The organism is Methylotenera mobilis 13 (assembly GCF_000384255.1).
GTDB classification, from domain to species: Bacteria; Pseudomonadota; Gammaproteobacteria; order Burkholderiales; family Methylophilaceae; genus Methylotenera; species Methylotenera mobilis_B.
Genome location: NZ_KB913035.1, coordinates 2465112 through 2484172, shown reverse-complemented (window position 1 = coordinate 2484172; position 19061 = coordinate 2465112). Strand labels below are relative to the sequence as shown.

At 43.4% G+C, this 19061-nt stretch carries 17 protein-coding genes; 13 read left to right on the top strand and 4 right to left on the bottom strand.

The annotated features are described in order from the left end of the window. Positions 1-16 precede the first annotated feature (16 nt). The gene (gene ispB, locus A391_RS0111790) at positions 17-985 is read right to left on the bottom strand and encodes an octaprenyl diphosphate synthase (RefSeq protein ID WP_019899547.1); all 969 of its coding nucleotides are present in this window, start codon (positions 983-985) and stop codon (positions 17-19) included. 384 nt (positions 986-1369) lie between these two features. Here ispB and rplU point away from each other — a divergent pair, with 384 nt between their 5' ends. The 6 genes from rplU to A391_RS0111760 all read left to right on the top strand — a co-directional run bounded on the left by rplU (position 1370) and on the right by A391_RS0111760 (position 6148). Then, entirely contained in the window at positions 1370-1684 is a 315-nt protein-coding gene (rplU, locus tag A391_RS0111785) for a 50S ribosomal protein L21 (protein ID WP_019899546.1), read from the top strand. A gap of 29 nt (positions 1685-1713) precedes the next feature. Beyond that, on the top strand, positions 1714-1971 hold the full coding sequence (rpmA, locus tag A391_RS0111780) for a 50S ribosomal protein L27 (protein WP_015831469.1): 258 nt from the start codon (positions 1714-1716) through the stop codon (positions 1969-1971). 224 nt (positions 1972-2195) lie between these two features. After that, positions 2196-3287 (top strand): Obg family GTPase CgtA, encoded by a 1092-nt coding sequence (gene cgtA, locus A391_RS0111775; protein WP_019899545.1) that lies wholly within the window; start codon positions 2196-2198, stop codon positions 3285-3287. Further along, complete coding sequence (gene proB / locus A391_RS0111770; RefSeq protein ID WP_019899543.1) at positions 3274-4416, top strand: glutamate 5-kinase; 1143 nt, start codon at positions 3274-3276, stop codon at positions 4414-4416. The genes cgtA and proB overlap by 14 nt, the downstream gene beginning before the upstream one ends. A gap of 68 nt (positions 4417-4484) precedes the next feature. Beyond that, on the top strand, positions 4485-4991 hold the full coding sequence (gene purE / locus A391_RS0111765; protein ID WP_019899542.1) for a 5-(carboxyamino)imidazole ribonucleotide mutase: 507 nt from the start codon (positions 4485-4487) through the stop codon (positions 4989-4991). Then, on the top strand, positions 4988-6148 hold the full coding sequence (locus A391_RS0111760; protein ID WP_019899541.1) for a 5-(carboxyamino)imidazole ribonucleotide synthase: 1161 nt from the start codon (positions 4988-4990) through the stop codon (positions 6146-6148). Before purE ends, A391_RS0111760 begins: the two co-directional genes overlap by 4 nt. 331 nt (positions 6149-6479) lie before the next feature. On the opposite strand, the gene rpsT is transcribed toward A391_RS0111760, so the two are convergent. Continuing rightward, on the bottom strand, positions 6480-6743 hold the full coding sequence (rpsT, locus tag A391_RS0111755; RefSeq protein WP_015831476.1) for a 30S ribosomal protein S20: 264 nt from the start codon (positions 6741-6743) through the stop codon (positions 6480-6482). A gap of 183 nt (positions 6744-6926) precedes the next feature. On the opposite strand from rpsT, the gene murJ reads away from it, so the two are divergent. The 5 genes from murJ to A391_RS0111730 all read left to right on the top strand — a co-directional run bounded on the left by murJ (position 6927) and on the right by A391_RS0111730 (position 13432). Beyond that, entirely contained in the window at positions 6927-8471 is a 1545-nt protein-coding gene (gene murJ / locus A391_RS0111750) for a murein biosynthesis integral membrane protein MurJ (protein ID WP_019899540.1), read from the top strand. Further along, complete coding sequence (locus tag A391_RS0111745) at positions 8472-9386, top strand: bifunctional riboflavin kinase/FAD synthetase (protein WP_019899539.1); 915 nt, start codon at positions 8472-8474, stop codon at positions 9384-9386. A gap of 101 nt (positions 9387-9487) precedes the next feature. Further along, on the top strand, positions 9488-12310 hold the full coding sequence (gene ileS / locus A391_RS0111740; protein ID WP_019899538.1) for an isoleucine--tRNA ligase: 2823 nt from the start codon (positions 9488-9490) through the stop codon (positions 12308-12310). Beyond that, positions 12303-12764 carry a signal peptidase II gene (gene lspA, locus A391_RS0111735; RefSeq protein ID WP_019899537.1) on the top strand — a complete coding sequence of 154 codons (462 nt, stop codon included), beginning with the start codon at positions 12303-12305 and terminating at the stop codon, positions 12762-12764. The genes ileS and lspA overlap by 8 nt, the downstream gene beginning before the upstream one ends. Positions 12765-12793: 29 nt before the next feature. After that, positions 12794-13432 carry a molybdopterin-dependent oxidoreductase gene (locus A391_RS0111730; protein ID WP_019899536.1) on the top strand — a complete coding sequence of 213 codons (639 nt, stop codon included), beginning with the start codon at positions 12794-12796 and terminating at the stop codon, positions 13430-13432. A 39-nt stretch (positions 13433-13471) separates the two neighbouring features. Here A391_RS0111730 and A391_RS0111725 read toward each other — a convergent pair whose 3' ends face one another. Both A391_RS0111725 and A391_RS0111720 read right to left on the bottom strand, forming a co-directional pair. Then, the gene (locus tag A391_RS0111725) at positions 13472-14050 is read right to left on the bottom strand and encodes a response regulator transcription factor (protein ID WP_019899535.1); all 579 of its coding nucleotides are present in this window, start codon (positions 14048-14050) and stop codon (positions 13472-13474) included. Between the two features lie 9 nt (positions 14051-14059). Then, on the bottom strand, positions 14060-15340 hold the full coding sequence (locus tag A391_RS0111720) for an ATP-binding protein (RefSeq protein WP_019899534.1): 1281 nt from the start codon (positions 15338-15340) through the stop codon (positions 14060-14062). A gap of 206 nt (positions 15341-15546) precedes the next feature. Here A391_RS0111720 and A391_RS0111715 point away from each other — a divergent pair, with 206 nt between their 5' ends. Further along, positions 15547-17865: a TonB-dependent receptor gene (locus A391_RS0111715; RefSeq protein WP_029144157.1), complete on the top strand. Its 2319-nt coding sequence runs from the start codon at positions 15547-15549 to the stop codon at positions 17863-17865. Continuing rightward, the gene (locus A391_RS0111710; protein ID WP_019899531.1) at positions 17865-19061 is read left to right on the top strand and encodes a sialidase family protein; all 1197 of its coding nucleotides are present in this window, start codon (positions 17865-17867) and stop codon (positions 19059-19061) included. The genes A391_RS0111715 and A391_RS0111710 overlap by 1 nt, the downstream gene beginning before the upstream one ends.

Genomic DNA, 19061 nt, shown 5'->3' with positions numbered 1-19061 from the left:
TGGTTAAAAGTCCTGCTTAAAAGTTTCTTTTTACCGCAAAGTCTGCAAGTTCGATTAGTGCCTGCTTAAATTGGGAGTCTGGAAAGTGAGCAATTGCTGAGCGGCATTGTGCTGACTCCGCTTCTGCAATTTTCTTTACATGGTCCAGTGCGCCAGAATTTTTCACTATTTCAATGACTTCGGATAAATGTTCAAGTCCGCCTTGTTCAATTGCATTACGGATTATTGTGCTTTGCTCTGAGTTGCTATTACGCATTGCATATAATAAAGGAAGGGTAGGTTTGCCCTCAGCAAGGTCATCCCCAAGGTTTTTGCCGATATCTTCACTATTGCCGCTCAAGTCCAAAATGTCGTCTATAAGTTGAAAGGCTGTACCTAAATGCATGCCGTAAGCAGTGAGTGCGACTTCATCCTTTTCGCTGGCATGGCTGATGATTGCACCAAGTCTTGTTGCGGCCTCAAAAAGCTTTGCGGTTTTATAATGAATCACTTGTAAGTAGGCTTCATCAGAAATATCGGCATTGTTGACGTTTAGCAGTTGCAGAACCTCACCTTCAGCAATTACATTGGTTGCATTACTTAATACTTCCATGACCCGCATGTTTTGTACTGAAACCATCATTTGGAATGCGCGGGAGTAAACAAAGTCGCCTACCAAAACGCTTGCTGCGTTTCCAAATAGTGCATTAGCTGTGCTTTGACCTCTGCGTTTTGACGATTCATCAACGACATCGTCGTGAAGTAGCGTTGCGGTATGAATAAACTCAACTACAGCAGCTAGTTGGTGGTGCTGTGACTGAATTTCGCCAAACAATCCTGCAGATAGTAAAACTAGCATCGGGCGCAATCGTTTTCCACCACTGTTGATGATGTACTCTGCTACCTGATTAACTAGCGTAACTTCGGAGTGTAGTGATTGGCGGATAGTTTGATCCACCATGCGCATGTCGTTGTCTATGCAGGATTGAATGATGCTCGGAGTCACGTTAATATAGCCTATAAAATGAAATTCGATTTTATCACAGCCTATTTAAATCCAAGATTTTCCATGACATGGTTTTTTAGTGTTATTCATCATATATAATAGTATCTTTGGTTTTAAACCGTTGACGACTTTATGCAGTGAAAGCTGTTGGGGTTAGTCCTGACGCAAGTCTAGCAACTGTCGCAATTTTGATAATTCTTTCGGTTGGAACGCGGCCAAATAGGTAGGTGCGCATTGCTAATTTAGTATGAGTAAACTGATGGCAATTTTCCTAATAAAATTTAATCTAACATTTTTGTGGATTTGCTTAGATTAAGGTTTGCTTTACAGGATAAATTGCGTATAATGCGCGATTCTTTTGAAGTATGAGTTAAAGGCATAATCATGTATGCAGTGATCAAAACTGGTGGTAAACAATATCGCGTAGTTCAAGGCGAAAGATTAAAAGTTGAGAAACTAGAAGTTGAAGTTGGCGGCACAGTGACGCTAGATCAAATTCTGATGGTTTCTGACGGTGATAACACGACAATTGGTTCGCCAATTATTAAAGGCGCTACTGTTAAAGCAACGGTTCTTTCACACGGCCGTGGCGACAAAGTAATGATTTTTAAATTCCGCCGTCGTAAGCACTACCGTAAAACACAAGGCCATCGCCAAAGTTTTACAGAAATTAAAATTGAAGCAATTGCTGCTAAATAAGCAGTTATCGTTAAGTTAAGGATTAAATCATGGCACACAAAAAAGCAGGCGGCAGTTCACGTAACGGTCGCGACTCACAAGCCCAACGTTTAGGCGTTAAGGCATTTGGTGAGCAATTTGTTTCAGCTGGTAGCATTATCGTGCGTCAACGTGGTACTAGAATGCACGCTGGTGAAAACGTAGGTATGGGTAAAGACCATACTTTGTATGCTAAAGCAGACGGTAAAGTGAGCTTTACAATTAAAGGCGCATTAAAACGTAAAACTGTGAATATTATTCCAGCTTAGTTTTTTTACGCTAATTTAAGAAGCCCTGTCGTTTGATAGGGCTTTTTTATTTGGTTCGCGCTGGCAGAATGTTTTATCAATTCGTGCGTTCTTGCTAGTTTTATGTTTATTTAAAGTTTTTTGTAGATTAATCATGCTGGTATAGCTTACTTTTTTATAAAAAACTCCTACAAAACAGAATCCTGCGCGATAATTACATGAACTGATAACACACTCTAGGTATTATGAAATTTATTGACGAAGCAACTATTAAAATTTATGCGGGCGACGGTGGTAACGGCGTAGCTACGTTTCGTCGTGAAAAATACGAGCCAATGGGTGGACCAAGCGGTGGTGATGGCGGTCGTGGTGGTTCTATCATTATTGAAGCTGACCGTAATATTAATACTTTGGTGGACTATCGCTATACTCGCAGCTTTAGAGCGCAGCGCGGAGAAAATGGCCGTAGTGCTGAGTGTTATGGTGCTAAAGGCGAGGACATGATTTTGCGTGTGCCAGTAGGTACCGTGATTTCAGATAAGTCTAGCGAGCAAATGCTGGTAGATTTAAGTGAGCACGGCCAACGTGCACAAATGGCCACGGGTGGTAAAGGCGGCTTAGGCAATGTGCATTTTAAATCTAGTTTAAATCGTGCGCCACGCCAGTGTACCAAAGGCGAACCAGGTGAGGAGTTTGAGCTTTATTTAGAGCTTAAAGTGCTGGCGGACGTAGGGTTGCTAGGGATGCCTAACGCGGGTAAATCTACATTTATTCGATCGGTTTCAGCAGCTAAACCTAAAGTGGCTGATTATCCATTTACAACATTGCACCCTAATTTAGGTGTGGTGCGTGTAGATGCTGAGCGCAGTTTTGTCATTGCTGATATTCCAGGGATTATTGAGGGTGCGGCAGAGGGTGCTGGCTTAGGTCATCAGTTCTTACGCCATTTGCAGCGCACATCATTGTTGCTGCACTTGGTAGATATTGCCCCATTTGATGAGGCTGTAGATCCTGTGTATGAAGCAAAAGCAATTGTAGAGGAGCTTAGGAAGTATGATGAAGCGCTTTACAATAAGCCACGCTGGCTAGTCTTGAATAAGATTGATATGTTGCCTGAGTCTAAGCAGGTGGTAGAAGATTTTGTGAAAGCTTATGGTTGGGATGGCCGGGTATTTGCTATTTCTGCAATCAGTGGCATTGGTTGCAAGGAACTTACTTACGCCATCATGCAGCATATCGAAGACAATAAGCAGCATGACGAAGAAGTGATTGTGCCTAATCGTGACGTTGCTACAAGCGTTAGTGAAGATAAAGAAGCTGGGAATGAAGTCGCCTGAATTTAACTCTTTAGTATCAGATGCAAAAGTCATTGTTGTTAAGGTAGGCTCTAGCCTAGTCACTAACAATGGTAATGGCTTAGATCATATTGCTATCGCAGAGTGGGCTTCACAAATAGCGACACTCGTCCAACAGGGTAAGCAAGTGGTATTGGTCTCAAGTGGGGCAGTCGCTGAGGGAATGCAAAGGCTGGGTTGGAAAAAGCGCCCAGTTGCTGTGAATGAGTTGCAAGCGGCTGCGGCAGTAGGGCAAATGGGACTAGTGCAAATGTATGAACGCTGCTTCAGTCAGCATCAGTTGCATACTGCGCAGGTTCTCCTTACGCATGATGATTTGGCTGATAGAAAACGTTATCTGAATGCACGAATCACATTGCGCACTTTGCTGGATTTAAAAGTTATTCCAATTATTAATGAGAATGACACTGTAGTAACGGACGAGATTAAGTTTGGTGATAATGATACTTTAGGATCGTTGGTTGCTAATTTGATTGAGGCTGATACCTTGGTGATTTTGACAGATCAGCAAGGCTTGTATTCGGCAGATCCCCGTAAGGATCCAAATGCTCAATTTGTGCAGCGTGCCACTGCTGGTGATTTAGCCTTGGAGCAAATGGCTGGAGGCGCAGGCAGTAGCGTAGGCACTGGTGGCATGCTCACCAAAATTTTAGCGGCAAAGCGCGCAGCACGTAGTGGCGCGCATACAGTCATTGCTTCAGGACGTGAACATAATGTGCTTGTGCGACTTAGTGCTGGTGAGCTAATTGGTACTCACCTTGAGGCTACACAAATGAAAATAGCGGCCCGTAAGCAGTGGCTTGCAGATCATTTGCGCACCACGGGAAAAGTAGTGCTGGATGATGGTGCTGTGCGTGTGCTGGTGGCTGAAGGTAAGAGCTTGTTGCCGATAGGGGTGACTGCTGTAGAGGGCTATTTTGAGCGTGGGGATGTTGTTGCTTGTGTTGATGTTGATGGTAATGAGGTTGCTCGTGGCTTAGTGAACTATTCTGCAAGTGAAACTGCCAGAGTGATGCGTAAGCCTAGTCAGCAGATCGAATCAATACTGGGCTATGTGGACGAGTCTGAGTTGATTCACCGCGATAATCTTGTCTTGCTTAAGGCAGGCTAAGGCAGTTGTAAAATAATTCATCAGGTTTAATAGAGTCTTTTAGTTTTAATTTAGATTACATAAAAGGAATGCATGTGGCAAATAATCAACCATTGGTAGCCATTATTATGGGCTCAGACAGTGACTGGCCAGTAATGAAAAATGCTGCACAAATGCTTGCAGATTTTGGCGTTGCTTATGAAGCGAAGGTGGTTTCTGCGCATCGTACACCTGATTTGATGTTTGAGTTTGCCGAAACTGCGGCAACCAAAGGCATTCAAGTGATTATTGCTGGCGCTGGTGGTGCTGCCCATTTACCTGGGATGGTAGCCGCTAAAACAACGTTACCTGTTTTAGGTGTGCCTGTACCATCTAAGTATTTGCAAGGCCAAGATTCATTGTTGTCTATTGTGCAGATGCCAAAAGGTATTCCCGTGGCGACTTTTGCTATTGGTGATGCGGGTGCTGCTAATGCCGGTTTGTTTGCTGTTTCTATATTGGCAAATCAGGATGCGGTGCTTGCTAATAAGCTCGCAGAGTTTCGTACTAAACAAACAGAAAAAGTATTTAACATGGAGTTAAGTGACAAACCATGAGTCAATCTTCTATGATTCTTCCACCAGCGATGCTGGGTATGTTAGGTGGCGGTCAATTAGGCCGTTTTTTTGTGATTGCTGCTCATGAAATGGGTTATAAAGTCACTGTGTTAGACCCGGATGAGAATAGCCCTGCCGGCCAGATTGCTGATGTACATATTTGTGCTAAATATGATGATGAAGCTGCATTGGATAAAATGGCGCAAACTTGTCAGGCGATTACCACTGAGTTTGAGAATGTTCCTGCTGCCACATTAAGTAAGTTGTCGCAGTCTGTGCCTGTTCGACCATCTGCTGAGTCAGTGGCAATCGCACAGCATCGGGTGAGTGAAAAGAACTTTATTAAAAATGCTGGTTTGCCAGTTGCGCCTTATGCAGTAATTCGAGCTGAATCCGACTTGCCTGCGGATGATAACGAAATCTATCCTGCAATTCTTAAAGTGGCGAGATTTGGTTACGATGGTAAAGGTCAAGCACGTGTGGCAAATTTGCATGAAGCCAAGGCTGCATTTTCAGCATTCTCACAAGAGGAGTGCGTGCTGGAAAAAATGCTGAAATTGGATTATGAAGTTTCCGTAGTGCTTGCGCGTGATGTAAATGGGCATGTTGCAACTTTTCCTACGGCAGAAAATAGTCATCTGAATGGTATTTTGGATGTATCAATTGTGCCAGCTCGAGGTAGTGATGCTGTTAATCATCAGGCACAAAAGCTTGCCATTAGTGTTGCCGAGAAGTTAGAGTACACTGGGGTTCTGGGTGTGGAATTCTTTGTGTGTGATGGTGAGTTGCTTGTCAATGAAATTGCACCTCGGCCTCACAACTCTGGCCACTATACGCTTGATGCTTGTGTTACTAATCAGTTTGAACAGCAAGTACGTGTAATGACAGGTCTTCCTTTGGGTAGTGGTCGTCAGCATAGCCCTGCTGTGATGGTGAATTTATTAGGTGACATCTGGCCAGATGCTAAAGCGACTCAGCAAACTGAGCCTGACTGGAAGTTGGCTTTTGGCGTACCTACACTGAAGATGCATCTGTATGGTAAGAACGAGGCGCGCGCGGGTAGGAAAATGGGACATTTTACTGTATTGAACACAAGCCGAGATGACGCTATTAAGTTGGCGCTACAAGTGCGATCTGAGTTAAATATCGGTAACTAAAGTTTATTTAAGATGTGTTGCGATTAATGGCATTGATTGTTTTTTGAAATCAATGCCATTTTTTTGATGCTTACTTTGTGTGTTACTTTTTATGATTAGTTATAAAAACCATTATTAATGTTTTTGTAACCTTTGATGCCATCGTTAAGACGCGTTGTCATGTTAAGTGATATTTTAATCGTGATTTGACATCAAGCTTCTGCTAAGATTTTGTTGGCGAAAGTGGTGTTGATAACAATATCAAATAAAAAAGCCGAACAAATGTTCGGCTTTTTTATTTATTTAATAACTACCAATAACGACTTAAGTGAGTAAACACTTAAAAGGTTAATTATGCCATTGCTTTAATCGCTGCGTTTAAGCGGCTTTTATGACGTGAAGCTTTGTTTTTGTGAATGATGTTTTTGTCCGCAATGCGGTCAATGACGCTTACATTCTCGCTGTATGCAGCAGTAGCAGCGGCTTTGTCGCCAGCTTCTACAGCTTTAATGATTTTTTTAATTGCTGTGCGCAAAGTAGAACGCAAGCTTGCATTGTGAGCACGTTGCTTAACTGCTTGACGAGCACGTTTTCTTGCTTGTGCGGTATTTGCCATCTGTTTTTCCTAAAAAGCTATTCAAAATTCGAAGCCCATAATCATAGCTATTTTATAAATATATTGCAAGTTAAAATAATGCAAATATGTTTGTAAATAATACCTAGTGACTATTGGCGTGTTAAAATTACGCAATATGTTGTTAATACTAAACTTTTCACCACTACATTATAACGATAAAGCATGAATTTACTCAACGCGCTGGCTAAAGTCGGCAGCATGACTTTTGTTTCGCGTATTTTAGGATTCGTCCGCGATACGCTAATTGCACGCGTATTTGGTGCTGGTATGTTGAGTGACGCTTTTATTGTTGCTTTTAAAATCCCTAATTTATTACGTAGAATTTCAGCTGAAGGTGCATTCAGTCAAGCATTTGTGCCTATTTTGTCTGAATATAAAAGTCAGCGAGGGTTTGATGAGACACATCGACTCATTAATCGCGTTGCCACTTGGTTAGGGTTGATTTTAGTTGTGGTCACGATACTTGGAATGTTGGCGGCACCTTGGATTGTCAGTTTGGTGGCGCCTGGTTTTAGAGGGGATGCGGTGAAAATGCAACTCACTATTGAGTTGCTGCGTATTACGTTCCCTTATATTTTCTTTATATCTTTAGTTTCCATGGCAGGTGGTGTACTTAACACCTATAATAAATTTGGTGTTCCAGCGTTTACGCCAGTATGGCTGAATGTTTCTATGATTGTTGCCATACTGTTCTTCGCGCCCTATTTTGATGAGCCTGTTAAGGTGTTGGCATGGGCTGTATTTTTTGGCGGGTTCTTACAGCTAATATTCCAAATTCCATTTTTGAAGCAGATTGGGTTGTTGCCTAGGTTTGATTTCAAGCCAGATGATGAAGGGGTATGGCGCATACTAAAGTTAATGGGGCCAGCTGTGCTGGGTGTGTCAGTGGCTCAGATCTCGCTTATTCTTAATACAATCTTTGCTTCATTTTTAGATACAGGTAGCGTCAGTTGGCTTTATTATGCAGACCGACTGATGGAGTTCCCTACAGGCGTGTTGGGTGTTGCGCTAGGGACGATATTGTTGCCTAGTTTATCTAAAGCTTATGCAGGTAAAGATGATGGTGAGTATTCCCAACTGTTGGACTGGGGCTTAAGGCTAACCTTTATTTTAGCTGCCCCGGCTGCGGTTGCGCTTGCCGTGTTGGCTACCCCTTTGGTCTCCACGTTGTTTAATTATGGCAAATTTACGCCATTAGATGTTTTAATGACCCAGCAAGCTTTGATTGCCTATAGTGTAGGGTTGCTTGGTTTGATTTTGGTTAAAATTCTGGCGCCAGGTTTTTATGCGCGACAAAATATCAAAACCCCAGTGAAAATTGCAATATTTACCTTAGTAATGACGCAGGTGATGAATCTGCTTTTTGTTTTTGTGTTGGATTTACAGCATGTTGGATTAGCGTTGGCAATTGGCGTAGGAGCATGTCTTAATGCCGCCTTGTTATACCATCATTTACGTAAAGCAAATATATTCCATCCGCAATCAGGTTGGTTGTTGTTTATGTTTAAATTGTTGATTGCACTGAGTGCCATGGGTTTGGTGTTGTTTTTTGCGATGGGTGATACCGCGTTATGGTTAGATTTTGGTTTAATGCGACGCTTAAGTTATCTGAGTGGTTTAGTAGCGTTGGGCGCAGTGAGTTATTTTGCGTTGTTGCTATTGCTGGGGTTTAGACCTCGCGACTATATGCGTAGGGTGAATCGATAGATGCAGGTTTTCAGGCATATACCTGCTAGGTTGCAACAATCATGTGCGTTAGCGATTGGTAACTTTGATGGCATGCATTTGGGACATCAGGCGCTATTGGCGCAACTTAAGCAGTCAGCTGAAACTTTTAACTTAGAAGCTGCGGTGATGACATTTGAGCCTCATCCACGTGAGTTCTTTACACCAGAAAGTGCGCCTGCTCGACTGTGTTCTTTGCGGGAAAAGTTGGAGTACTTTGCACAGGCTGGTGTCGAGCGTGTGTATGTGTGTCGATTTAACCAACGCTTTGCAAAGGTGACTGCTGAAGCTTTTATGCACGACATGTTACGTAACTCAATTAATGCACAAGTGATTTTGGTGGGAGAGGATTTCCGTTTTGGCGCAAAACGCGCGGGTTCTGTGAGCGATTTTGTTGCAGAAGGTTTTAACCTAGTGAGTTTGCCACAAGTGAATTTGGCAGATGTTAGGGTGTCGAGTACACGCGTACGCTCTGCATTGGCAGATGGGCGCTTAGATGAGGCTGCACAGCTCTTAGGTAGGGGTTATAGCATTAGTGGTAAGGTTGTGCATGGCGCAAAGCGTGGTAGGCAACTTGGTTTTCCTACGGCTAATGTGCATATGCGTCACGAACGGCCTGCGTTAAGAGGGGTGTATGCAGTAAAATTAGATGGTTTGAATGCCGTTGCAAATTTAGGGGTGCGTCCAACCATTGCTGGCGTGCCTAAGCTTTCACTGGAAGTGCATGTGCTTGATTTTAATCAGGACTTGTATGGTAAGCATGTGCATGTAGAATTTTTACATAAATTACGTGATGAAATGAAGTTTGAAAGTTTGGATGCGTTGAAAGCGCAAATTGCAAATGATGTAAAATTGGCAAGAAATTTTTTTGGAGCAGCTGTTCCAGCTTCGCGGTAAACATCACCAGCTAAATTAATCGGCTGAATTTAGCCAAATAGCTATCTAGTCAATCACTGGATAGGCCGAAATAATCAAAATGAAATGTGTTGAGATTTTAAATGACTGAAGATAATAAAGAGCAAAGTAAGTATCAATTAAATCTACCTGAGACCGCTTTCCCGATGCGTGGGGACTTGGCTAAGCGTGAGCCTGCATGGTTGAAGGCTTGGCAGGACAAAAAGCTCTATGAGCGTATCCGCAAAGCGCGTAAAGGTGCGAAAAAATTCATTCTGCATGACGGCCCTCCTTATGCCAACGGTGATATTCACATTGGACATGCTGTTAATAAAATCTTAAAAGACATCATTGTAAAATCTAAAACATTTTCAGGGTTTGATGCACCTTATGTACCAGGTTGGGATTGCCATGGCTTGCCGATTGAGTTGGTTGTAGAAAAGAATCACGGCAAAAATATAGACCCTGCCAAGTTTCGTGAGTTGTGTCGTGCATATGCCGCCGAGCAGGTAGAAAAACAAAAGAAAGACTTTATTCGTTTAGGTGTGCAGGCGGATTGGGATAATCCGTATTTAACGATGGATTATCAAACTGAAGCTGACATCATGCGTGCTTTGGGTGATATTTATAATAATGGCTATTTGTATCAGGGTAGCAAGCCTGTGCATTGGTGTGTGGATTGCGGTTCTGCATTAGCAGAGGCAGAGGTTGAGTATGAGGATGTGAACTCACCAGCGATTGACGTAGGTTTTAAAGTGGTGGACCGTGCGGCATTGAGCAAGGCATTTGGCTTAGAGGTGACAGCTGATGCTTATGCGGTGATTTGGACAACGACGCCTTGGACATTGCCAGCAAACCAAGCTGTCAGTGTGCATCCTGAACTTGATTATGATTTGATTCAAACAAGCAAGGGTTTACTCATACTTGCAAACGCTTTGGCTGAAGCTACGTTAGCACGTTATGGCGAACTGGACTCTAAAGTGCTTGCAATATGTAAAGGGGAGGCTTTAAAGCACTTACAATTACAACATCCGTTCGACAACCGCCAAGTGCCGGTGATATGCGGAGATCACGTGACGACAGAGGCTGGTACAGGGTTAGTGCATACTGCAGCAGCACATGGTAATGATGACTGGTTGGTGATGCGCGCTAACTTCCCAGAACAAAAACCAAGAGTGTTAATGGGTGGTGATGGTAAGTTCTTTGCGAGTGAATTGGTTGAGTTTGAGGCAATCCGCGGATTGACCAGACAAGATGCTAACAAAGTAATTTTGGCAAAAATGCAGGAGAGTGGCCACTTACTTGCGAGCGCGCGTTTAAACCATAGCTTTCCTCATTGCTGGCGTCATAAAACACCATTAATGCAATTGGCAACACACCAATGGTTTATTGGGATGAATGCACAGGACATCAATGGTAAAGCGTTGCGTGAGCATGCCAATAAAGCCGTGGATGAGACTGAGTTTTTCCCAAGTTGGGGTCGTGCTCGTTTAGAAGCCATGATTAAAAATCGTCCTGACTGGTGTGTTTCACGTCAGCGTAACTGGGGTGTGCCGATGCCATTGTTTGTGCATAAGGAAACAGGCGAGCCGCACCCAAGAACATCGGAGCTGTTAGAGCAGGCAGCCTTACTGACAGAAAAAACAGGGGTAGAGGCTTGGTTTAGCTTGGACGGTGCAGCTTTCTTGGCACAGCATGCGCCTGAGAGCGCAGAGCAGTACAAGAAGGTGACTGACACTTTAGACGTATGGTTTGACTCTGGTAGCACGCATGCGGCAGTGCTTAAGCGTCGTCCTGAGTTAGCTTTCCCAGCAGATTTGTATTTAGAAGGCTCGGATCAGCATCGAGGCTGGTTCCAATCGAGCTTACTGACAGGATGTGCGATTGATGGACATGCGCCTTATAAGGCATTGCTAACACATGGTTTTGTGGTGGATGGCAGTGGCCATAAAATGAGTAAGTCGAAAGGTAATGTCGTTGCGCCACAAAAAGTGATGGATACTTATGGTGCTGATATTTTACGTCTATGGGTTGCTTCGACTGATTACTCTGGTGAACTCACCATTTCAGATGAGATTTTAAAACGCGTTGCAGAAAGTTATCGACGTATTCGTAACACCTTACGTTTCTTATTGGCGAACTTGGCTGACTTTGATGCCTCTAAAGATTTATTGCCAGTAAGCGAGTGGTTGGAAATAGACCGTTATGCATTGCATCTAACTGACAAGTTGCAAACGGAAATTTTGGCAGACTATGATCGCTATGAGTTCCACTTAGCGGTGCAGAAGTTTGTTAGTTTCTGTTCGGAGGATTTGGGCGGGTTCTATTTAGATATTCTTAAAGACCGCTTGTATACCACGGGTGAGGCGTCACATGCACGTCGTGCCGCGCAAAGTGCATTGCATCATATTACGCACACCATGATGCGTTTGATGGCGCCAATCTTGAGCTTTACCGCCAACGAGATTTGGCAAACGCTAGGGCTGGATGCAGATAAAACTGTATTTGAAGAGGTGTGGTATGCGTTGCCTGCACATGAACTTTCTATTGAAAGGATTGAGGATTGGCAGCGAATTGTGATTTTAAGACGCTGGGCCGCAAAAGAAATTGAAAACTGTCGTGAAAGAGGGGAGTTGGGGTCATCTTTGCAAGCAGAACTAGACTTTAGAGTTTCAGATAATGATTTGGGCGTGTTAACAAGTCTAGGGAATGATTTACGGTTTGTAATGATTACATCAAGTGCTGTGGTTTCAGACTCTGGTAACGAGGGATTGAGGATGTTGTTGGTTCATCCAAGTGCCCATACTAAATGTGACCGTTGCTGGCATTATCGTGCTGATGTAGGTGCCGATGCAGCACATCCGTATATATGTGGACGTTGTGTAAGCAATTTGTTTGGTAAAGGCGAGGCACGCTCACATGCGTAAATGGTTTGTTATCAGTGCCATTGTGGTCGCGCTAGACTTGTACACTAAGCATTTAATTCAAAATGCTTTTGTGTACGGTGAGCATTTAACCATCACTGGTTTTTTTGATTTAGTGCGTTTTCATAATGAAGGTGCTGCATTTAGCTTTTTAGCAGATGCTGGCGGGTGGCAAAAGTGGTTTTTTACCGCAGTCACTGCGATTGCAGTTATTGTGATTACCTACCTGATTAAAAAGCACCATCAAGAAAAGCTATTTAGCCTAGGTTTGGCATTAGTGTTAGGTGGGGCGATTGGTAATTTGTATGATCGGCTGACCTTGGGTTATGTGGTGGACTTTTTATTCTTTCACATCGACCAACTCTATTGGCCAGCATTCAATGTGGCAGATAGTGCCATTTGTGTAGGTGTTGGATTGTTGCTTATCGATAGTTTTAAGAAGTCGCAAGTATCTTAAATCTTTAAAAGTTAATCTCGGGATTACTTATGCCAGACTGGAAAAAGCTGATTGAAGGCAAAATTGCATTAGCAAAACGTGGAGCAAAGCCAGGTAAAGCTAATGAGAGTGCGCGTATTCCTGCTGGTCAAACTGAGGTTAAAAACTTTCCGACCCTAGACTTAGGCATTCGTCCTGACGTGACGACAGAGAACTGGACTCTCCGTATTTATGGCTTAGTGGAGAAAGAGCTTAATATTAATTGGGCTCAATTTCAGGCGATGGCACAAGTCACTGAGGTTTCTGATTTTCATTGTGTGACGCGTTGGAGCCAGTTAGATATGGATTGGCAGGGCGTACCAGCACGTGAGCTTATCGCAATGGCTGAGCCGTTACAAACGGCAAAATACGTTACCTTGCATGGCTATGACGGCTATACCACTAATTTACCCTTAGATGCGTTGTTAGATGATGACGTTATCATTGCACACAGTGTATTAGGTGCGCCTTTAACACCAGCACATGGCGGCCCTGTTCGCATTATTGTGCCCAAGCGTTATGCATGGAAAGGTGCTAAATGGCTGAAAGCCATTGAATTACATGAGTATGATCGCCCTGGTTTTTGGGAGGTGCGCGGCTACCACAATGAAGCTGATCCGTGGAAAGAAGAGCGATTTAGTGACGATTAAATGAGTTGTATTAGCTCATTGAGCAAAGGCTGACTTAGCTTAGATAATCGTTGGGTTGATGCTAGGTTTCTTACCTAATTTCCTCTGTAGCGTGCGTCTGTGCATATTAAGGCTACGCGCTGTGGCCGAGATGTTGCCGTCATTCTCTACTAACACACGTTGAATATGCTCCCACTCTAAACGATCCACTGATAATGGGTTGTGTGATAGCTCAATTTCTTCATTGCCAGATTGTTTTGAAAATGCGGCGACAATTTCATCTGCATCCACAGGCTTTGCTAAATAATGAGTTGCGCCTAGCTTGATGGCTTCAATTGCGGTAGCGATGCTGGCATAGCCCGTTAGTATTACTATTTTGGTAGCGGCCTGTAAGCTTGCAAGCTGTCTAACTAATACCAAACCTGAGTTTCCCGACATTTTTAGATCAACTACTGCAAACTCTGGTGGGTCGGCCTGTGCAAGTTCAAATGCTGTTTCAGCACTATTGGCAAGCGTAACGAGAAAGCCGCGTTTACGCATGGCCATTGCAAGAGCATTTAAAAAAGCATCATCATCATCAACCAGCAGTAGCGTAGGGTGTTCATCACTATTTCTTGTGTCTGTATTGAGGTCACTCATTGTTTATCCTCAGTGAGCGATTCGTAATTTGTGTAGCGGTAATTTCACAACAGTAAGTACACCACCTTCGCTATGATTACTTAGTGTGAGCGTGCCGCCAAATTTTGCGAGAATAATTTCTGTGAGGTAAACACCTAGCCCCATGCCATTTCCATTTTTTGAGCTGAAAAATGGCGTTCCAAGCTGCTTTTTAACTTCGTCACTGAGACCATTACCAAAGTCCCTAATCTGAATTTTTAAGGTATCGTTATTCCAGATCGCGTTGAATAACACGCGCTCTGGTGAAGCGTCTGCTGCATTGTCTAACAAGTTCTGTATTGCTTGGGTCAGCGTTTTGTCAGTAAAGATTAATGGGTCGCTGCTTCCATTGTTTAAATCAATTACTAATTCAGTTGCTGGACGAGTATCACGCCAGCGCTGGATTGCTTCTTGTAAAAATTGGCTTAGCGTCAATCCATGTCCAGCATCAGCACGGCTTTGCCCCGCATGATGGGTAATTGAGGACAATATTTCCTTACAACGTCCAATTTGAGTGCGGATGATTTCTAGCTGTTGCAATTGTTCTGGTTGATTTGATAGGTCTTGTGCGAGCTCTTTACTGATGACTGCCATGGTAGCCAAGGGCGTCCCCAGTTCGTGTGCTGCGCTAGTTGCTAGGGTGCCTAGTGATAGTGCACGCTCACTTTCTAGTGACTTTTCGCGAATGGAAGCCATCATCTGATCATAATCACGCAAGCTCTGGCCAATGCGTGTGACAAAAAAGGCAATAATACCTGCGCTCACCACAAAGCCTAGCCACATGCCTACCAAATGAATATCTAGGGACTTCCCTGCCAAGTAGTGCATGTGGAGATGAGAGAGTGGTACGTAATAAAACACGAGTGTCGAATAACAGCTGACGGCTATGATTGCCAGTAGCCAAGCGTATTCACGTTTTAATGCAACAGCAGCAACAGTTAACGGTAGTAGGTACATCCATACCAAAGGGTTGCTGTAACCACCAGTGAAATAAAATAACACAGTAAGCGCAACTAAATCACCCAAGAGCTGTAATAGTAACTCTTGGTCTGTGACATTGCTAAATTTCTTTAGACGCAACAATGTCATGACGTTTAGTAGCAACATGCCGCCGACTGCAAAAGCGATTGGCAATTTGGGGAGCGGGATGTTTAAGTAAAACAAAGTCAGTGTTGCTGCCAGCATGAAAGCAACCATGACACTACGCAGTAAAAATAAACGCTGTAGGTTACGGCGAGTAGGGTTCTCTAAATTGGGAAATGGCGTATTCATACCTTGATTATTATACGTGGCGATCGCTAAATTGCATTGCGTCAAATTGTCGCGCTTATAGCTCTCTGCTACCTGCGACAATTGGTCACATTACACATCCTGAAAATCTAAAATATACTTGCTATTTATGGGAGTTGGCAATCTATGCTATAGATAAACTGGATTGTCGTACCGTAGTTAATATTAATAAAAATTATGGATATGGTATGCGCATAAAGCTTATTTTTTCAGTTGTTGCCGCAAGTTTCAGTATGACATCGCTCGCAGCGCATAATGAAACTATCGAATTAGAAGCTGTTGAAATACGTGCGCCCATGATTGATAGTCGAATCAGTAAGCATCCTGCTACTGTAGAAACTTTCGATAAAAAACAAATTGAAGAGAATGTTAATGCAGCAACCCCTGCACAAACCTTGAAATACCTGCCTAGCATTCAAGTACGAGAGCGCTTTATCGGTGACAGAAACGGCATTATTGCTACGCGTACGATTGGTACTTTATCCAGTGCACAAAGCCTGCTTTACGCAGATGGTGTATTACTCTCTAACTTACTCGGTAACTCGTTCGCATTCCCGCCACGTTGGGGCATGGTGAGTCCTGAGGAGATTGAAAGTATTAGTATGATGTACGGTCCGTTCTCTGCGCTTTATGCAGGCAATTCGTTTGGTGGTGTGATGAGCATTGCCACTCGCATGCCAGAGAAGTTTGAGGCGCACGCAAGTGCACAGTCTTTTGTGCAAGGTTTTAAACTATATGGCACGGATGAACATTATCAAGGTAATCATTTGACAGCCTCTTTTGGTAACAAGGTGAATGACTTTTCATTTTGGTTAGGTGCCGATTATTTGGAGAATGAAGGGCAACCGATGAATTTTTCAACGGCTAATCTTTCATCAACAGTGCCTGGAGCAAGTCCTGTAGTGACTGGCGCATATCAGGATAAAAGTGAGACAAATACGGACCGAGTAATTTTTGGTGCAAACAGTATTGATCATACCGAGCAGACTAATATCAAGTTTAAAACAACCTATGACCTCAATTCAGCGTTGAAACTAGCCTATACGTTGGCGATTTGGGATATGAAAGGCACAACGGATGTTGAGAGCTACATTAAAGATGCTGCGGGAAGTCCTGTATATAACGGCAGGGTCAGTTTTAATGGTCAACGTTATGATATATCGGGAATGAATCCTGCTGAAGCTGAGTCACTTCATATCATGCAAGCACTGGATGTTAAGTCTAATACCAAAGGCATTGTTGATTGGCAATTAACACTATCTGATTATGACTATCAGAAAGACAAAAATAGTGCTGCTAACGCCCTTTCTTCAGGAACAGTAATTCAAGGTAACCCTTACATCACAAGAACTGGCCGTATCACTGATTTATCAGGAACAGGTTGGACGGTGTTTGATGCGCGCGCTACTTTACGACCAAATGAGCATATTGTTGATTTAGGTTACCATGTAGACAGATACACGCTAAAGAGTGATACGCACAATACTGCGGATTGGAAAGATGGCAATGAAGGAGTATTAAACACCTCAGCAAAGGGCGAGTCTATGACGCATGCAATTTATGCGCAAGATAAATGGCAGATTAATCCAAAGTGGGTGCTCACTCTAGGTGGCCGTGCAGAGCGCTGGCAAGCGTCTGATGGTCAGAATATAACGACGATTGCTAATGTGCTACAAACTGCAAATTATAAAGATAGGGCTGAAACCAAATTTTCACCCAAAATCTCCATCAGTTTCGAGCCAGTACCTGCTTGGGGGTTCCGTGCTGCTTTAGGACAGGCATTTCGCTTCCCTACCGTAAGTGAAATGTTTCAGCCATTGCAAAATGGTGCTACTGCTTATTTTGTTGAATCCAATCCTAATCTAAAGCCAGAGGAGGTCATTGCAAGCGAATTTACAGTAGAACGGCGCTACGATAATGGCTTGATTAGAGCTAGCTTGTTTAGTGAGAATAAGCACGATGCACTCGTCTCACAAAATATTGCGATTAACGGGGCTATCCCTTACGACACAGGGGTATGTACTAGATCAGGCGGCTGTAGTTTTGTGCAGAATGTAGACCATATTCGTACACGTGGGTTAGAGTTAGCTACACAGTGGCAGGATGTATTAATCCATGGTTTAGATTTTCAGGGCAGTGCTACCTTTACAGAGGCTGAGGTGTTGAGTAATCTAGCTGCACCTAATACGATTGGTAATAAACCACCGCGCATTCCACGTAATATGTTGAAGGCAGTAGCTACTTACCACAGTGGTAACAATCTCACGTATAGTCTAGCAGCACGTTATAGTGGTCGCCAATATAATGCACTTGATAATAGTGATGTGAATGACAGTACGTTTGGTGCCGCGAGTAAGTTTTTTGTCGTAGACTTTAAAACTAATTACAAGTTTGCTAAAGGTTATACTGCTAGCCTAGGTGTCGATAATCTGAATAATTATAAATCTTATGTATTTCACCCTTATCCACAACGCACGGCTTATGTGCAAATGAAATTTGACTATTGATGATTAAATATTTATTGGCCTTAAGTTTACTTTGTTGGGCATTTGTTTCAAATGCCCACGAGGAGCATACTCAGCATCAAAACGTGGCAATCGCAGTGAGTGTTGCTTTTGACCCGCAGGGGAGCTTGTGGCGTGCCTCCGTGCATGATGGACTATTAAAAGTCAGTAAAAGTAATGACACAGGAAAAACCTTTTCGACGCCTGTCATCGTTAATCAAATACCACAAAAAATTGGTGCAGATGGAGAAGCTCGCCCTAAAATTGCTATTTCATCAGAAGGTTATATTTACCTGACATGGACAGAGGCGCTTAAGAAACCATTTTCTGGCTACATATGGTTTGCACGCTCCACAGATGCAGGTAAAACGTTTGAGAAACCTTATATCGTGCATCAGGACCGCAGTGAAATTACGCATCGTTTTGACTCATTAAATGTGAGTGCTGATGGGAAAATCACGGTGACTTGGGTGGATAAGCGCGATTTATTAGCCGCTAAAGCTACCAATCAGCCTTATGAGGGCGCGGCAATTTATTATGCTGTTTCTGAGAATAAAGGCGTAAGTTTTTCAGTAGAACTGAAACTGGCAGATAGCAGTTGCGAATGTTGCCGAATTGCACTTACTAATAAACCAGATGGCACCGTTGCCGCAATGTGGCGGCACGTGTTTAAAGGGAGTGAGCGCGACCATATGATGGCAGAGATTCCTGCCAATCAAACATCACCACAGCCCAAGCGTGCAACATTTGGTCGCTGGAAGGTAGAAGGCTGTCCACATCATGGGGCGGCGCTTGCCAGTGGTGGAGAGGCGGAACGCTGGTGGGGATACCACATGGCTTGGTTTGATGGGGGTAATGACGAATCTGGACAAAAAGCTAACTTGTTTTATGCTCGGATGGATGGTGTCGATTGGGTATCTTCACCATCTAAGAAGTTTGGCAATATGAAAAAGCAGGCAGGACACCCAGCTCTAGCTACAATTGGCGACACTGTCTGGTTAGTTTGGCGCGAAAAAGATGCAGGTAAAAGTCAGATATGGTTAATGAAATCTGATGATGAAGGGAAAAGTTGGGGAACGCCCTCTATGATTGCAGACACCACAGGTAATGCTGACTATCCAATATTGCTAAAAAAGGATAAACAGATATTTTTGATGTGGAATACTGCAACCGAGGGTTTGAAGGCTTCAGCCATCTAA

Coding starts and splice junctions, on each gene's coding strand:
- rplU (WP_019899546.1), top strand. CDS start 1,370: ATGTATGCAGTGATCAAAACTGGTGGTAAACAATATCGCGTAGTTCAA.
- rpmA (WP_015831469.1), top strand. CDS start 1,714: ATGGCACACAAAAAAGCAGGCGGCAGTTCACGTAACGGTCGCGACTCA.
- cgtA (WP_019899545.1), top strand. CDS start 2,196: ATGAAATTTATTGACGAAGCAACTATTAAAATTTATGCGGGCGACGGT.
- proB (WP_019899543.1), top strand. CDS start 3,274: ATGAAGTCGCCTGAATTTAACTCTTTAGTATCAGATGCAAAAGTCATT.
- purE (WP_019899542.1), top strand. CDS start 4,485: ATGCATGTGGCAAATAATCAACCATTGGTAGCCATTATTATGGGCTCA.
- A391_RS0111760 (WP_019899541.1), top strand. CDS start 4,988: ATGAGTCAATCTTCTATGATTCTTCCACCAGCGATGCTGGGTATGTTA.
- rpsT (WP_015831476.1), bottom strand. CDS start 6,743: ATGGCAAATACCGCACAAGCAAGAAAACGTGCTCGTCAAGCAGTTAAG.
- murJ (WP_019899540.1), top strand. CDS start 6,927: ATGAATTTACTCAACGCGCTGGCTAAAGTCGGCAGCATGACTTTTGTT.
- A391_RS0111745 (WP_019899539.1), top strand. CDS start 8,472: ATGCAGGTTTTCAGGCATATACCTGCTAGGTTGCAACAATCATGTGCG.
- ileS (WP_019899538.1), top strand. CDS start 9,488: ATGACTGAAGATAATAAAGAGCAAAGTAAGTATCAATTAAATCTACCT.
- lspA (WP_019899537.1), top strand. CDS start 12,303: ATGCGTAAATGGTTTGTTATCAGTGCCATTGTGGTCGCGCTAGACTTG.
- A391_RS0111730 (WP_019899536.1), top strand. CDS start 12,794: ATGCCAGACTGGAAAAAGCTGATTGAAGGCAAAATTGCATTAGCAAAA.
- A391_RS0111725 (WP_019899535.1), bottom strand. CDS start 14,050: ATGAGTGACCTCAATACAGACACAAGAAATAGTGATGAACACCCTACG.
- A391_RS0111720 (WP_019899534.1), bottom strand. CDS start 15,340: ATGAATACGCCATTTCCCAATTTAGAGAACCCTACTCGCCGTAACCTA.
- A391_RS0111715 (WP_029144157.1), top strand. CDS start 15,547: ATGCGCATAAAGCTTATTTTTTCAGTTGTTGCCGCAAGTTTCAGTATG.
- A391_RS0111710 (WP_019899531.1), top strand. CDS start 17,865: ATGATTAAATATTTATTGGCCTTAAGTTTACTTTGTTGGGCATTTGTT.